The organism is Aliivibrio sifiae (assembly GCF_002954715.1).
Lineage (GTDB): Bacteria > Pseudomonadota > Gammaproteobacteria > Enterobacterales > Vibrionaceae > Aliivibrio > Aliivibrio sifiae.
The window spans coordinates 815,725-830,227 of sequence record NZ_MSCP01000001.1 but is presented as its reverse complement, the minus strand read 5'-3'; the positions used below and the strand labels follow the sequence as shown (position 1 = coordinate 830,227).

Here is a 14,503-nt window from a genome sequence, read left to right as displayed (position 1 = left end):
GCAGTATTTATCACTAAATTTACTGGATAAGGCAGATCGATTTACCTATATTTTATTTGTTAGTTAATTTCACAAATCATTAACTATTGTATATCGTTTAAATACAGCTGCTTATAAAAGTAGCAATTAAGTGCCACCTAATGGCTAACGCAACACACTAGATTGTGATACGCCAGTTCAATAATGGATTATAAGGAAGAACACAGATGAAATTTAAAACAAACACTCTTTACGCTGCTCTTACCGCCTCAGCACTGCTTATGTCTACACAAGCAACAGCTGCAGAAGGTACGCTAGATAAAGTAATGAAGAATGGATATGTTCAATGTGGGGTGAGTACTGGCCTTCCAGGATTTTCAAACCCTAACTCAAAAGGTGAATGGGAAGGGATTGATGTTGAATTCTGTCAAGCCGTTGCTGCTGCTGTGTTAGGTGATAAATCTAAAGTTAAATACGTTCCTCTAACGGCGAAAGAGCGCTTTACTGCACTTCAATCAGGTGAGATTGATGTGCTATCACGTAATACAACGTGGACACTGCACCGTGATACCTCTCTTGGCCTAAACTTTGTTGGTGTAAATTACTACGATGGTCAAGGTTTTATGGTCAAAAAAGAGCTTGGCTTAACTAGCGCTAAAGAACTCGATGGTGCGTCTGTTTGTGTTCAATCAGGAACAACCACTGAATTGAACCTTGCTGATTACTTCCGTAATAATGATATGGAATATAAACCTGTCGTATTTGATACTGCAGCACAAACCTCTAAAGGATTTGATGCGGGTCGATGTGATGCGCTTACTACTGACCAATCTGGTCTTTATGCACTTCGTTTAAACCTTAAAGATCCTAAAACAGCGCAAGTTCTACCAGAAATCATTTCAAAAGAACCATTGGGACCAGTAGTGCGCCAAGGTGATGACCAATGGTTTAATATCAATAAATGGGTGCTAAATGCCATGATTAATGCTGAAGAATACGGTATTAATTCGCAGAATGCAGACCAAATGCTGAAATCTAAAGATCCAAATATCAAACGTATTCTTGGTGTTGATGGACCAAAAGGCAAAGGCCTAGGTATTCGTGATGACTGGGGCTATCAAGTAGTAAAACAAGTAGGTAACTATGGCGAAAGCTTTGAGCGTACCGTAGGTAAAGGCTCACCACTGCAAATTTCTCGTGGTGTGAATGCACTTTGGAACGCAGGCGGCTTCATGTACGCTGCACCTATTCGTTAATTCTAACGGTCAATAGAGCCAAATAATAAATAGAAACTAATACAATTTTATGGGGTGAGTTTTCACCCCTTTTATAAATGGATTTAAGGTTGTAGTTGTATGTCATCTAAAAATAAAAACCTCTTTTATAATCCAACATTTCGTGCCATTTTATTTCAAGTGATTGCAGTTGCTGCACTTGTCTTTTTCTTTTACTCCATAGTTAACAATGCATTATCCAATTTAGAATCTCGCGGTATTGCAACAGGCCTTGCTTTTTTAGATCAAGAAGCTGGCTTTGGTATCGGTTTATCTTTAGTGGAGTATGATGAAACACATACTTATGGACGCACGTTCGTTGTTGGTCTTTTAAATACGGCATTAGTCTCTGTATTAGGGATTTTATTTGCCACCCTACTTGGATTTACTGTCGGTATTGCTCGCTTATCCAGTAACTGGTTAGTTAGCCGATGTGCGGCGGTATATATTGAAACGTTCCGAAACATTCCTCTTTTATTGCAAATTTTCTTTTGGTATTTCGCAGTTTTACAAGCCCTTCCCTCTCCTCGACAAAGCCTAAGTTTAGGTGACAGTGTATTCTTAAATGTTAGAGGATTATTCTTTCCCAGTCCGATTTTTGAACAGGGATCTAATCTGATTGGAATGGCGGTTATTCTTGCTATTGTGTTTACTATTTTTCTATCTCGTTGGGCACACAACAAGCAAACACTAACAGGCCAACAAACCCCTGTATTACGCTATTCAATACTACTGCTAGTTGGTTTGCCAATGTTAGCCTACTTTATTTCAGGTATGCCTATTTCAATTGAGTATCCGGAATTAAAAGGATTTAACTTTCGAGGTGGGATAAGCATTATTCCAGAGCTAGCCGCATTAGTTGTGGCATTAAGTGTTTATACTGCATCGTTCATTGCTGAAATTGTTCGTTCCGGTATTAATGCGGTTAGTCATGGTCAAACAGAGGCGGCAATGGCCTTAGGATTACCTCGAAATAAAACCTTAAAGCTTGTTGTTATACCACAAGCAATGCGCATCATTATTCCCCCTCTAACAAGCCAATATTTAAACTTAACAAAAAACTCTTCATTAGCGATGGCCATTGGTTACCCCGATCTTGTCTCTGTTTTTGCGGGAACAACGCTTAACCAAACAGGACAGGCTATCGAAATCATTACAATGACAATGGCAGTTTATTTAACGCTAAGTCTATTAACGTCATTCTTAATGAATATCTATAACAACAAAGTCGCATTGGTTGAGAGGTAACTATGAGCATACATCAATTTCAGCCAGATCTTCCGCCTCCAGCAAACACTGTAGGCGCGGTAACTTGGCTCAAAAAACATTTATTCAATGGCGTAACTAATTCCATTCTTACACTAATCATTGCTTATTTAGCCTTTAGTGGATTGTGGAATGCAATTAGTTGGTCACTAATTAATGCTGATTGGGTAGGAACAACACGAGATGCTTGTACAAGTGAAGGAGCTTGCTGGGTAATGATTAATGTGCGTTGGGATCAATTCATGTATGGATTTTACCCAACCGAAGAACTTTGGCGTCCTCAGCTGTTCTATGGTTTCTTGGCAATCTTTGTTGCTTTGCTTGCCTACGAGCATACCCCTAAAAAAGTGGCTATTTGGTTAGTATTTGTAAATATTTTCCCATTCTTTGCAGCCTTTTTATTGTATGGCGGCGTATTTGGTCTACCCGTTGTGGATACTCACCTTTGGGGTGGGTTATTAATTACGTTGGTTATTGCCATTGTCGGTATTGTTGTTTCATTGCCGATTGGAGTCGCGCTTGCACTAGGGCGTCGCTCTGAAATGCCAATCATTCGTAGCATGTGTACCGTCTACATTGAGATTTGGCGTGGTGTTCCTCTTATTACCGTTCTCTTCATGGCTTCGGTAATGTTGCCACTATTTTTATCAGAAGGAATGGAGCTGGATAAACTCTTTAGAGCCCTCATTGGTGTGGTGTTATTCAGTGCGGCATATATGGCAGAGGTGGTTAGAGGTGGCTTACAAGCGATACCAAAAGGTCAATACGAAGCCGCTGATGCGCTAGGATTAGGTTACTGGAAGAAAATGCGTTTAATTATTCTTCCTCAAGCATTAAAAATTACCATTCCATCCATCGTTAATACTTTTATTGGCTTATTTAAAGACACTAGCCTTGTCCTTATTATCGGTATGTTTGATGTATTAGGTATTGGTCAAGCAGCTAATACTGACCCTGAATGGCTAGGGTTTTCAACGGAAAGTTATGTCTTTGTCGCTTTGGTTTTCTGGGTGTTCTGTTTCTCGATGTCGAGATACTCCATCTATTTAGAAAACAAACTTCATACAGGCCACAAGCGATAATTAACAGAATTCAAGGATGTAGTTATGACGATTCAACAAGATTATATGATCCAATTAGAAAACATGAACAAATGGTATGGTCAATTTCATGTACTTAAAAACATTAACTTACAAGTTAAAAAAGGTGAAAAAATAGTTATCTGTGGCCCATCAGGGTCAGGTAAATCAACCATGATCCGTTGCATTAACCGTTTAGAAGAACACCAAAAAGGCCACATTTTCGTCTCTGGTACAGAGTTGACTGAAGATTTAAAAAACATAGAAGCAGTACGTAGAGAAGTCGGAATGTGTTTCCAGCACTTTAACCTATTCCCTCATTTGACCGTTTTAGAAAATTGTACCCTTGCGCCTATTTGGGTAAAGAAAATGCCAAAATCAGAAGCTGATGCACTAGCGATGACATTCCTTGAGCGTGTAAAAATCCCAGATCAGGCCGATAAATACCCAGGACAACTGTCTGGTGGACAACAACAACGTGTAGCGATTGCTCGTTCTCTTTGTATGAACCCACAAGTAATGTTATTTGACGAACCGACCTCTGCACTTGACCCTGAAATGGTACGAGAAGTACTCGATGTCATGGTTGAACTGGCCGATGAAGGCATGACCATGCTTTGTGTAACTCATGAAATGGGGTTTGCGAAAGAAGTTGCTGATCGAGTGATCTTCATGGATGCAGGTGAAATCATAGAAGAAAACAATCCTGTAGATTTCTTTGAAAATCCACAATCTGATCGTACTCAGTTGTTTTTAAGTCAGATCCTTCATCATTAGTCCTAAATGATAAGTTAACGATTATTTAAATTACAGCAAACCACATAAACAGCGATCTTAGGATCGCTTTTTATTGTTACAGATACTTACAAACTTCATCAGCTAAGTTAATGCACTGATGTAAAATGGTTTCTAGCTCAATTTATTCAATTCAAAAAACAGAACTTACTTGATTTTTTGAACTATAGGCACCATAACTGTCTATATATTTATGTCTGTCCATTCCAAGGGGAATACGATGAATAATCAAATGTTCGGCCAAACTCGCACACAAGAGTCGGCTCTACAAACAAATAAAGTATTACGTAATACTTATTTCTTACTGTCTATGACATTACTATGGTCAGCATTGGTTGCTGGCGTATCAATGGCACTTAACCTACCTCGTCCAGGCATTATCATTATGCTAGTTGGTTTCTACGGTTTACTTTTTTTAACAGAAAAGAACCGTAACAACAGCATGGGTCTTCTATTTACCTTCTTATTTACAGGTTTCTTAGGCTACACCATTGGTCCAATCCTAAACATGTACATTGGTGCAGGTATGGGTGATGTGATCTTAACGGCTCTTGGTGGTACTGCTCTTTCTTTCATGGCAGCATCTGCTTATGCACTAACAACTAAACGTGATTTATCATTCCTTAACGGCGTGTTAATGGCTGGTTTTGTTGTTTTACTTATTGGTATGGTAGCGAATATCTTCCTACAAATGCCTTTATTACACCTTGCTATGAGCGGCATGTTTATTCTGTTCTCAACAGGTGCGATTCTATTAACGACACAATCGATTATTCGTGGTGGTGAAACAAGCTACATTTCAGCAACGATTACGCTGTATGTTTCTATCTACAACATTTTCATCAGCCTGCTAAGTATTCTTGGTATCATGCGTGATGATTAATCGATAATTAATTCGGTAATATAAAAAATGCCAGTCCTCACAGACTGGCATTTTTTTAACTACTATTTTTAATGTTCGAATAGTAACTCTAATTCGTATACATCGCACATTCATCATTGATGTCTTCCGGAGGAAGATAGTTCTCTCTAACATAGAACTTATTAAGTAAACGAATTACAGAGTGTTTTTTTACGGGCTTTTCATTCATTAAGCCATGTAATTTACGAGCTACATTTTGAATCGTTAATAGGTTTTCTAAAGGTAAACTCGCCTCAAGATCATTCTTTAAACTGTGTGCCTCTTCATAACCATTAGCAACAGCAAGATAAGCCCAAATATAAGCAACCGCATTATGAGACGATGATATCTTTTGATTATATTGTGCCGAGCGTAACTGAGACTCAGGGCTTTTAAGCTCCCCTCCTCGTTCCGACCAGTAAATAGCTTTATAGATATTTTTCTTCGTTCCAATACCATGATAATAACAAGAACTCACGGTAACCATTGCTTTTGCATCATCTTGATAAGCCGCTTTTAGCATCCAATAAAAGCCTTCAGGATGCCCATCTTGCAATTTTTGATACCACTGCGCGAGAAACAATTGCGCCCTAAGATCTTCTTTTAACGCTAGGTCTGTGATGGTTTGAGTACCCAACTCTATATTTTTATCGCAACCGATACCTTCAAGGTAAAGCTTTCCTAAGGTAAGTGATGCTTCAGGTAGGCCTTTTGAATCACCCAAGCGCGCAGCCCAATATTTTGACTTCTCACTCGAATTTGGATCATCATAATTATCATCATAAAGTCGAACCAAAGCATAAAAAGCTTGCTGACTATTTTGTTCAGCGGCTTTGAGATACCATTTTATAGCACCATTCTGATCAACTAACTCAAGATCTGCCCCAAGAGCAAGTTGAGCTGTGATATTGCCGCTCATTGCTCGCTCTATTTTATCTTTTTTATCTGCTTCATCATTAAAAGTAACAGAGACAGAAGAATGCTGAGAACGATTCCTCCGCTGAGCTGCCATTATTTTTTTCTTCTCGATAGATTGAAAATGTAAAATCACAACAATTAAACAAATTACACCACCAAAAAATAGGAACCAATACATATTAAGATCATCGAAAAAAGGAATACGTTTGTATCTCTCTATTCTAATGATTTTCCCCTCAAATTAGAATTAATACCTTTTGGAAACAGGGTTTATCTGTCTATTTTTTATAAAAAAGGGCTATTTTGTCAAAATAAAAGACAACGATTTTTTTTTGTTCTCGATTCCTACCTTTGTTACTGGTTTTTTCTTCAAATTTAGCTAAGGTATTATTAATATTATTCATTTTCTTGGTCTATATGAAAAAACTTTCTCATTACCTTTTGTTTATCGTTCTGTTCGCTTTACCTCAATTGACTTATGCCAGTTGGGGGCTTTCTGACGAGCAGCCAATAGAAATTACACCACAAGCCAAAAAAATTGAAACGGATATTCATTCTCTTCCAGAACAGCATTTTTTTTCTAATAATGATTACGCTCAAGTAAAACGTTTGCTGTCCTCGACAATTATTGAACAAAAAAAACACTCTGACAGTCTTAAAGATGCATTAGTTAATTATCGAAGTAATAGTAATGAAGCTCATTGGCTAGTTGTAGAAAATAATCATCAATCATTAAATTCTTTAAATTTAAGTAAACAACAACTTCTAAAGTTAACGGATCAAACAACCAGAGAACAACTTACCGGTTTTGGGCCATATGGTGTAACGCAATTTTATTCAGAACTTTCCATCACGAAGCTAAATATTGAGTATTATTTACACTATCAAATTCGTAGTTTTAAAAGCTTATTACATGATTTACAGATATCTCCAGTTCCAATTATCAGTGTTATATTTAAAGTATTGTGTGTATTTTTCATCTTCAGTTGGTGGATGAGAAATTCTGCCCGTTTAATTAATGACTTTAAAACATCACGATTAGAAGGTTCAACCAAACCAAATATGTTTATTAGAAGTATTTGGTACCTTACTCGTGCGCACAAAGCGATTGCTTGGTTACTTTTAATTACAGTGACATTACGTATTATTTCAACCCTTCCAAGCTTGCAACACTTAATTTTTCTTGAAATATTCACTTGGTGGATACTCGGTGGTTCTATTGCTGTAAGCTTTATTCTTGAGTTTACTTACCGTAATAGTAAGCACAATAAGAAAGACATCACCGCTTTACGATTAGCGACAATACGTCACTATGTGTGGGGAGCCATTGTTGCTGGTGTTATTCTACAAATTTCATCAAGAACACTTGGCGAAGGTACGATATACGCTTGGATTAACTCTTTAGTTTATTTATTCTTTGTTCTTCTCACTGTCTACACGCTGAAACAATGGAAAGCGACAGTTTTTGAACGTATTTATCACATTGAACCGCTGCCAGTATCCATTCAATGGGCTGTGCGTAATCAACGTACTTTTCTAATCTCAATTGCAGCCACTGGTTGCGGTGCTCTTTGGCTATCTTGGAGAGCGATTCAACACAGTATTATTAGTGTTTTATCTCAATATGCGGCATTCAGTCACGCCTTAGCATACTTATTTAGAATTGAGGTTGCTAAACAAACCGAAGTTTCACGAGAATTGTCTAATTTAGTCCGTATTAAAGGAGCCACAGCGTTTGAATATATCGCTCCAGGAGCAGAAGATTCCCCTTTAATCGAAGCTTATGCTAAAGAAGAAATGACGGCTCTATCTCGCTATTTATTAACTGAAAGCCCTGCTGTATGCGTTCTTTCTGGAGAAAGAGGCGTTGGCACTACCACGTTACTTAATCGAATTTTAACTAAAGTAAAAAATGCTCAGCCTATTTACATTAATTGTCCATACGATGGCTATTCAGCATTACTTCCTGAACTTGCAGCTCAATTAGATTTAAATGGCGAATCAACAGAAAGGGATATTCTTCAACATTTAAGAAGCAGCGATGAATGTTATTTAATTGCATTTGATAATGCCCAACGTTTGGTAAAACCCAAGGTTAATGGCTTATCAGACTTAATGAAGTTAACGAATTTATTACGACGAGCTCGTAAAAGTCACCGAGTGGTTCTAGCTATTGAAAAATCAAGTTGGCGCTTTATCGACCGCGCTCGTGGTGAACGTTTGTTATTTGATTTAGTTACCTTCATGCCTAAATGGGGTGAAAAACAGATAGGTCAGTTACTTGAATCTCGTATTACAACAGTGCCTAAAACAGAGACAGAAGGACAACATCCTTCTATTTCATTTGATGGTTTAGTGTTACCAAGACAATGGGATGAAGAAAACTTAACAGAAGAAGAACGTGCTAAAAACGGCTTCTACCGTATCTTATGGGATTACTCTGATGGCAACCCTACCGTTGCGTTGCGTTTTTTTAGACTATCACTTCATCGTGATAAAGATTCTGACGAAGTTCTTGTCCGTTTATTTAAAGCGCCACATTCTGATGATCTTGAAACAATGCCAAAGCCTATGCTTGCTGTACTTCGCTCGATTGTGCAATTAGAGATAGCTTCTCCTGCCGATGTAAGTGAATGCAGCCGTTTAAGTATGGCTGAAGTAATCAGTACTCTGCGTTACTTCCAAAGCCGTGGCTATATTGAATGGAATGACAGCAAAGCCCGAATTTCAGATCACTGGTTCCGTCACATTACTAATGTTCTTCATCGTCAACATTTATTGGTGAAATAATATGCTTCGATTATTTGTCTTTTTTATTGCATTTAGCTTTGGACATACCGCATTAGCGGAAGATGCTCAATCAATTGATAACCTCCACCAATTCGCAAGTTTGATCCGATGGAGCGGTGTGGCGTTTTCGTTCATCATTGTCTTTATTGCTTGGTTATTGCTTCGATTTACCCAATCGATTGTTGATGGTATTAGTAGCCAATTTGCTCAACGCCGAATGCTAATGCAAAAGCTACAATCTTTTTTCCAATTCTTTATTTATATGTCTACGGGTATGACGGTGTTTATGCTCAGTTTCCGTGTAGATGAAAGAGTATTGGCGTTAATTGGCGGTACTCTAGCGGTATCTGTTGGTTTTGCGCTTAAAGATCTTACCGCTTCTTTCATTGCAGGTTTAACCATTATGATTGATCGCCCTTTCCAAGTTGGTGACCGAGTTACTTTTGAAGGACACTATGGCGATATTATTGCTATTGGTTTACGTTCTGTTCGTATGCAAACCCTTAACGACGATATCATTACGATCCCAAACAACAAATTCTTAAATGAAGTGGCAATGAGCGGAAACTATGGCGCTTTAGATATGCAGGTTGTAATTCCGTTTTATATCGGCATGGATCAGGATATAAATACGGCCCGTGACATCATTCAGGAAGCAGCATCATCAAGTCGTTATATCCATCTACCTAAACCTGTTGTCGTTTTAGTTAAACAAAGTATTACTGACAATTACTTAGCAATACAACTTACTTGTAAGGCCTATGTTGTTGATATTAAATTCGAAAAATTATTTGAAACTGATATTACCTTACGTGTAATGCAAGAATTTAGAAAATCTGATATTTTCCCACCTGCAATTGCTATTCAAAATAAATAACATAAAAATAAGTGTCGTCACTCAACTAAAGTGACGACACATTTATAATGTTAATACCTAATACAAATATTACCCCATCAATTTATAGCTCGCTGTACTGTTGTTTTATTGCTAACATATCCACTATATTTTTAGCTAACTTGTTGGTTCTGTAATGAAATTAATGTTAAAAACCCTACTATTATCAGCATCATTATGCTCCCCACTCGCGTTTGCTAATACAGAAGCACATAATGATTATCTAAAAGGCACGGCTTATCTGAATCAAGATAATTATAAAGATGCAATTACTTGGCTTACAAGTGCAGCTAATAACGGCTCAATAGAAGCACAAAATAAAATTGGCGTTATCTATGCGAAAGGAATCGGCACTGAGATTAATACTAATTTAGCAATTCAGTATTTTACAAAAGCTGCAGCCAATAAGAGTTCTATCGCTTACTATAATCTTGGTAAAACATTTGAAGAGCAACATAAATACCCTATCGCTATTGATTGGTATAATAAGGCTATTGAAATAAACAATAGCAATGCAATGAATAACTTAGCTGATTTATACCTTCAGGGTAAAGGGTTAGTCCAAAATACACACCAAGCTGAACTTCTTTATATCAATGCAGCTGAATTAAACAATGCAACTGCAATGCGTAATCTTGGGTTCTTATATTTTAAAGGAACAGAAGTTAAACAAGATATGGAAAAAGCGTATTTTTGGTTTAACTTAGCGGCAGCTAAAGCTTACCCTGACGCAGATAAATACAGAGATTTTGCAGGCGAAAAATTATATAAAGCAACGAGAGTTTTAGTTCAAAATGAAGCTCTAACATGGCTAGAAGAACATTCTATTTAAAATAGAAATAATCTTTATTGGTTGCCTTAAAACAATAATCTAAGGCAACCAGTAGTTTACGATTACACTTTGTTTTCTTTATTATTTAACCATTTTGGTATCCAACCTGAAAACATAATAATTAAAAACATAAGTACAAAGTTCGCGATAGCTTTTATTGTCAGCACAATAATACTCCCAGAAGGAAGTACACTCAGCAGCTCATAAGTACCAAAACGGAACACAATCATTAAAATAACAATTGAAGTAAACGTTATTAAACGACCTTTAATAGTTTTCAGAATTAATGGTTGTTCTTTTTGTAAGAAAATAGCGAGTACAGCCCCCCAACATATAGCGGCGGTATATAGGTAGCTCATATAGAACATGACAAATGCAATACCACTTATCACTATAGCCATCAATAACCATAGCTGAATGCTGCCCATTACACGATACAGTAACTCTCCATGTTTATTTTGTAGGTTTGAAAAATGGAATACAACCATTACACCTAATAGAATACCAACAACAACATCGCTAAGAAAATGCACTCCCAGCCATACATGCGCAATAGACTGAATTATAAGTAAAGGCACGCATATTTGCACAAAGCACTTAAGTGTCGATTCTTCAACTTGCTTTCTTTTTAAAGCAAGATAAAAGGTTCCATAAACGACAGTAGAAAGCATGGCTTGCATGCTCGGCATTCCAAAGCCATTTGCCCAAGTTAACTGTAATTGTGGAACATAAACAAACGGTCGAGGTAAGCTTAACCCTTGTCTTGCAAGTTCAGTCAAAACAATCGAAAATACGATACCAAATAACAATGTTAACGCTAAATCCCTTCCAAAATAGACTAACGCAATAACTACTAAAAAGTAAAAGAAGGCTTCTTGACCAGTTTCATTTATCAACGTAAAAAATACTTTAACTGCCACGTTAATAATAGAGGGTAGAGCATCAATACTTTCGCGTAATGACATTAATAAGTTTAATTCATATTGATGAATACCAGAGGCCTGTTCAACTAAATTAGTTACCCAAATAACTTTATTTTCACTGTCTAATGGCTTTGCAAACCATGATTTAAGTTGGTCTAATTGCTCTGGATAACGATATTTATCTGGTTCTATTTTATAAGGTTCAGTTAGGTATACTGCTTCAGTTTCAATACCATAATGAGGAGCGAACCAAGCAGGAATACGGAAAAAACCATCTGTTGTTTGTAAATCAAAAGCGACAATATCAGAGTTACTAACACAGCGGAAAATAGTGGCTTTTTCATCTTGATGAAGAATTTCTTTTGCTGTGACAATAAGACCCGCTTCTTCCCACGTTTCACGCTCAGCAGCTTGCTGTAGCGTTTCACCTTGATCTATCCCACCACCAGGTAAGGATAATTTTCCAGTAACAAGTTCTTCAATAAGAACAATTCTAAAACCATCATCTACAACACAAACAGCCCCTCTAGATAAAGGAGCTTCATTAGCAAAGGTTGATACCGAAAAAAAAGTCGACAGTAATAAAAAACAAGCTAAAAACTTATTCATATTTCACTCTCTTTAATCGATTTACGTAGATAATGAATATGTTCATTTAAACCATGTTGATGATAAAACTTTAACGCTGATTGATTAAAATCCCACACTTCAACAAATATCTCTTTCACACCGTAATCTTTTAACTCTTGCTCAATACGCACCATTAATTTTTCAGCGATACCTTCTCGTCTTGCTTTTATTTCGACATATAATTCATCAATAGTGGCCATTGTAATTGGTTTACTGACTGTCGAAATTAATTCACAAAAATGTCCTGTAACAAAACCAATGACTTCACCATTAATTTCGGCGACATACACCATGCATTCTGGATCATCGATATATTGAGATATGCTTTTTTCTTCTTGAATTTCAGATGCAGTTTTGAATAACTCAGGACACTGTTGATGATGCTCATCATGTAACTGATACATCATTAAATTTAAGCGGAAGAGGTCAAGCTCGTTTGCTCGACGAATAACTGGTTCCATGTTGATACCAAACGAAAAATGAATCGTAATTAGACCATTTTTTATAAACAAAAAAAAGACTCTATAACGTTAGAGTCTATATTCATTGAGCGACTTATCAGTTTTATGAATTAAATCAAAAAGAATGGCTTAATTGTATCGCTGCTAAGATGGCATCAGCATGAGTGGTTGCAGAAATAGAAATCGCTTCCACCCCTTCTTCTAGGTATTCATGAGCTTGTACATCTTCACCGATTAAATACGTAAAGCCAAAATCTAGGGTCGTACTTGTACTCCAATTATACGTAAAACCTGCCGAAAACCATTGACGATCAGAATCAGGAATGGAAATTGAAGTTAATTCATCTACGGGAGTTTGGTCATACATATAGCCAGTACGCAAAACCCATTTATTATTTAAGTAATGCGTTGCACCAATAGAATAATGATACGAATCTTTCCAATGATATTCTTTAATCGTGTCATATTCAGTATCAATAGTGTCAAACGCTGACCAACCAATCCATTGAATACTATAATGAATGGCGGTTTTATCTGTAATCATATGGAAGCCAGAAAACTCAGCTATATCAGGCAACGGTAAATAAATTTTATCGCTTTGTTGCGAGGCTGCTAGATACTTTACGTCACCTTTTGCTTCTATCTCTGGACTGTATTTGTAACTTAAACCAAAGCGATTACCATCATTAACTTCATAGACCATACCGATATTACCACCAAGGCCAACACCAGTAGCATGAACATCGAGGGCGTTAACCTTCAAATTTCCACAACCGCGCCCATTAAATTCAGGATTTTTATTTATAATTCCAGCATCAACATGAATATTTCCACAAACACCAAGATCGGCATCACGGTATAAGTCACCTACACCATAAATAATATCAACTCCTCCCCCAAAACTTAAATTCTGATTGATTCGATAAGCTAAATTTAAACCTAGATTCATACTTTGGACACTAGTTTTACCTCCAAATATAGGAGCTTCATAATTAGACTTAAACTCAGTCCCAGTTCCAAAATTAGAATAAGCAGCAACACCAACTGCAAACTTATTATTTATAGGATGGATATAATAAAAACTAGGCACAACAGCTACTGGGGCCACATTATCTACATTTTTAATCGATTGACTTTGAATAACGGCATGCCCACTGGCATCAAAAGAAGGAATCGGTAGAAAACCACTTCCTTTATTTACAGATAAATCAATATCCGCTTCAAGGCGATTATAATTTCCGTCCTTCACAGACACATCCGGTTTAACCATAGTCATACCCATAGAAAAAGCATCTTTATCAAACATCATCATTGCTGCTGCATTTCGACTTAATACTGAAGCATTATCGGCGATAACCGCTTCACCAGCGAATGCTCGGCCTAAACCTGTTGCTGAATGCTCATTAACTTGAAAGCCGCCCGCAGTTGAAGCTGAACTAATGAATAAAAGACTGGTTGCTAACAGTGTGCGAGAAAAAGGTGTGTTCATAATTTGCTGTGTATCCGCTAATTGGCGATTAAAATATTCGAACTCTTTGATAAAGAGAGTGTCTTAGCTTTTCTACTTATTTTTATAGTTCGCCGAGTGTAGAGATGCGGACATTCATCAGAAATCGGACCAGTAAACATTTGACACATTTTTAAACCTACACTGACAATCGTTAATATCAGTTAGCTAACTTGTAAGTGCAAACAACACAACAATAGAAACATTTTGTTACACGATAGAGTTTTAACTCTATTTATTTGACGGTTTTCTT

Annotated in this window: 12 protein-coding genes; 8 read left to right on the top strand and 4 right to left on the bottom strand. The window is 37.0% G+C overall.

All coding sequences use genetic code 11. From position 1 onward, the window contains the following. Positions 1 to 206 precede the first annotated feature (206 nt). The 5 genes from BTO23_RS03760 to BTO23_RS03740 all read left to right on the top strand — a co-directional run bounded on the left by BTO23_RS03760 (position 207) and on the right by BTO23_RS03740 (position 5,276). Positions 207 to 1,235, top strand: coding sequence for an amino acid ABC transporter substrate-binding protein (locus BTO23_RS03760; protein WP_060991250.1), 1,029 nt, complete (start codon positions 207 to 209; stop codon positions 1,233 to 1,235). Positions 1,236 to 1,334: 99 nt separating this feature from the next. Continuing rightward, positions 1,335 to 2,501 (top strand): amino acid ABC transporter permease, encoded by a 1,167-nt coding sequence (locus BTO23_RS03755; protein WP_105062972.1) that lies wholly within the window; start codon positions 1,335 to 1,337, stop codon positions 2,499 to 2,501. A 2-nt stretch (positions 2,502 to 2,503) separates the two neighbouring features. Further along, positions 2,504 to 3,601, top strand: a complete 1,098-nt coding sequence (locus BTO23_RS03750) for an amino acid ABC transporter permease (protein ID WP_060991252.1) — start codon at positions 2,504 to 2,506, stop codon at positions 3,599 to 3,601. A gap of 24 nt (positions 3,602 to 3,625) precedes the next feature. Next, on the top strand, positions 3,626 to 4,375 hold the full coding sequence (locus BTO23_RS03745; protein WP_061002724.1) for an amino acid ABC transporter ATP-binding protein: 750 nt from the start codon (positions 3,626 to 3,628) through the stop codon (positions 4,373 to 4,375). A gap of 238 nt (positions 4,376 to 4,613) precedes the next feature. After that, a complete protein-coding gene (locus BTO23_RS03740) occupies positions 4,614 to 5,276 on the top strand; it encodes a Bax inhibitor-1 family protein (protein WP_060991254.1) in 663 nt (220 codons plus the stop codon). A gap of 88 nt (positions 5,277 to 5,364) precedes the next feature. On the opposite strand, the gene BTO23_RS03735 is transcribed toward BTO23_RS03740, so the two are convergent. After that, complete coding sequence (locus BTO23_RS03735; protein ID WP_105062971.1) at positions 5,365 to 6,390, bottom strand: tetratricopeptide repeat protein; 1,026 nt, start codon at positions 6,388 to 6,390, stop codon at positions 5,365 to 5,367. A gap of 239 nt (positions 6,391 to 6,629) precedes the next feature. Between BTO23_RS03735 and BTO23_RS03730 the strand changes: the two genes are divergently transcribed. From BTO23_RS03730 to BTO23_RS03720, 3 genes are all read left to right on the top strand, one after another. Then, the gene (locus tag BTO23_RS03730; protein WP_105062970.1) at positions 6,630 to 9,002 is read left to right on the top strand and encodes an ATP-binding protein; all 2,373 of its coding nucleotides are present in this window, start codon (positions 6,630 to 6,632) and stop codon (positions 9,000 to 9,002) included. Position 9,003: 1 nt separating this feature from the next. After that, positions 9,004 to 9,879 carry a mechanosensitive ion channel family protein gene (locus tag BTO23_RS03725; RefSeq protein ID WP_060991257.1) on the top strand — a complete coding sequence of 292 codons (876 nt, stop codon included), beginning with the start codon at positions 9,004 to 9,006 and terminating at the stop codon, positions 9,877 to 9,879. 154 nt (positions 9,880 to 10,033) lie between these two features. Next, complete coding sequence (locus BTO23_RS03720; protein ID WP_105062969.1) at positions 10,034 to 10,729, top strand: tetratricopeptide repeat protein; 696 nt, start codon at positions 10,034 to 10,036, stop codon at positions 10,727 to 10,729. A gap of 62 nt (positions 10,730 to 10,791) precedes the next feature. Here BTO23_RS03720 and BTO23_RS03715 read toward each other — a convergent pair whose 3' ends face one another. From BTO23_RS03715 to BTO23_RS03705, 3 genes are all read right to left on the bottom strand, one after another. Beyond that, a complete protein-coding gene (locus BTO23_RS03715; protein ID WP_105062968.1) occupies positions 10,792 to 12,261 on the bottom strand; it encodes a bifunctional NUDIX hydrolase/phosphatase PAP2 family protein in 1,470 nt (489 codons plus the stop codon). Continuing rightward, entirely contained in the window at positions 12,258 to 12,743 is a 486-nt protein-coding gene (locus tag BTO23_RS03710) for a GNAT family N-acetyltransferase (protein ID WP_061002733.1), read from the bottom strand. The genes BTO23_RS03715 and BTO23_RS03710 overlap by 4 nt, the downstream gene beginning before the upstream one ends. Before the next feature lie 115 nt (positions 12,744 to 12,858). Continuing rightward, entirely contained in the window at positions 12,859 to 14,232 is a 1,374-nt protein-coding gene (locus BTO23_RS03705; protein WP_105062967.1) for an outer membrane protein transport protein, read from the bottom strand. Positions 14,233 to 14,503: the final 271 nt, after the last annotated feature.

What these genes read in the sequence shown, in the direction of transcription:
- BTO23_RS03705 (WP_105062967.1), bottom strand. Translation starts at nt 14,232, where the DNA reads ATGAACACACCTTTTTCTCGCACACTGTTAGCAACCAGTCTTTTATTC.
- BTO23_RS03740 (WP_060991254.1), top strand. Translation starts at nt 4,614, where the DNA reads ATGAATAATCAAATGTTCGGCCAAACTCGCACACAAGAGTCGGCTCTA.
- BTO23_RS03755 (WP_105062972.1), top strand. Translation starts at nt 1,335, where the DNA reads ATGTCATCTAAAAATAAAAACCTCTTTTATAATCCAACATTTCGTGCC.
- BTO23_RS03725 (WP_060991257.1), top strand. Translation starts at nt 9,004, where the DNA reads ATGCTTCGATTATTTGTCTTTTTTATTGCATTTAGCTTTGGACATACC.
- BTO23_RS03710 (WP_061002733.1), bottom strand. Translation starts at nt 12,743, where the DNA reads ATGGAACCAGTTATTCGTCGAGCAAACGAGCTTGACCTCTTCCGCTTA.
- BTO23_RS03735 (WP_105062971.1), bottom strand. Translation starts at nt 6,390, where the DNA reads ATGTATTGGTTCCTATTTTTTGGTGGTGTAATTTGTTTAATTGTTGTG.
- BTO23_RS03730 (WP_105062970.1), top strand. Translation starts at nt 6,630, where the DNA reads ATGAAAAAACTTTCTCATTACCTTTTGTTTATCGTTCTGTTCGCTTTA.
- BTO23_RS03745 (WP_061002724.1), top strand. Translation starts at nt 3,626, where the DNA reads ATGACGATTCAACAAGATTATATGATCCAATTAGAAAACATGAACAAA.
- BTO23_RS03750 (WP_060991252.1), top strand. Translation starts at nt 2,504, where the DNA reads ATGAGCATACATCAATTTCAGCCAGATCTTCCGCCTCCAGCAAACACT.
- BTO23_RS03760 (WP_060991250.1), top strand. Translation starts at nt 207, where the DNA reads ATGAAATTTAAAACAAACACTCTTTACGCTGCTCTTACCGCCTCAGCA.
- BTO23_RS03715 (WP_105062968.1), bottom strand. Translation starts at nt 12,261, where the DNA reads ATGAATAAGTTTTTAGCTTGTTTTTTATTACTGTCGACTTTTTTTTCG.
- BTO23_RS03720 (WP_105062969.1), top strand. Translation starts at nt 10,034, where the DNA reads ATGAAATTAATGTTAAAAACCCTACTATTATCAGCATCATTATGCTCC.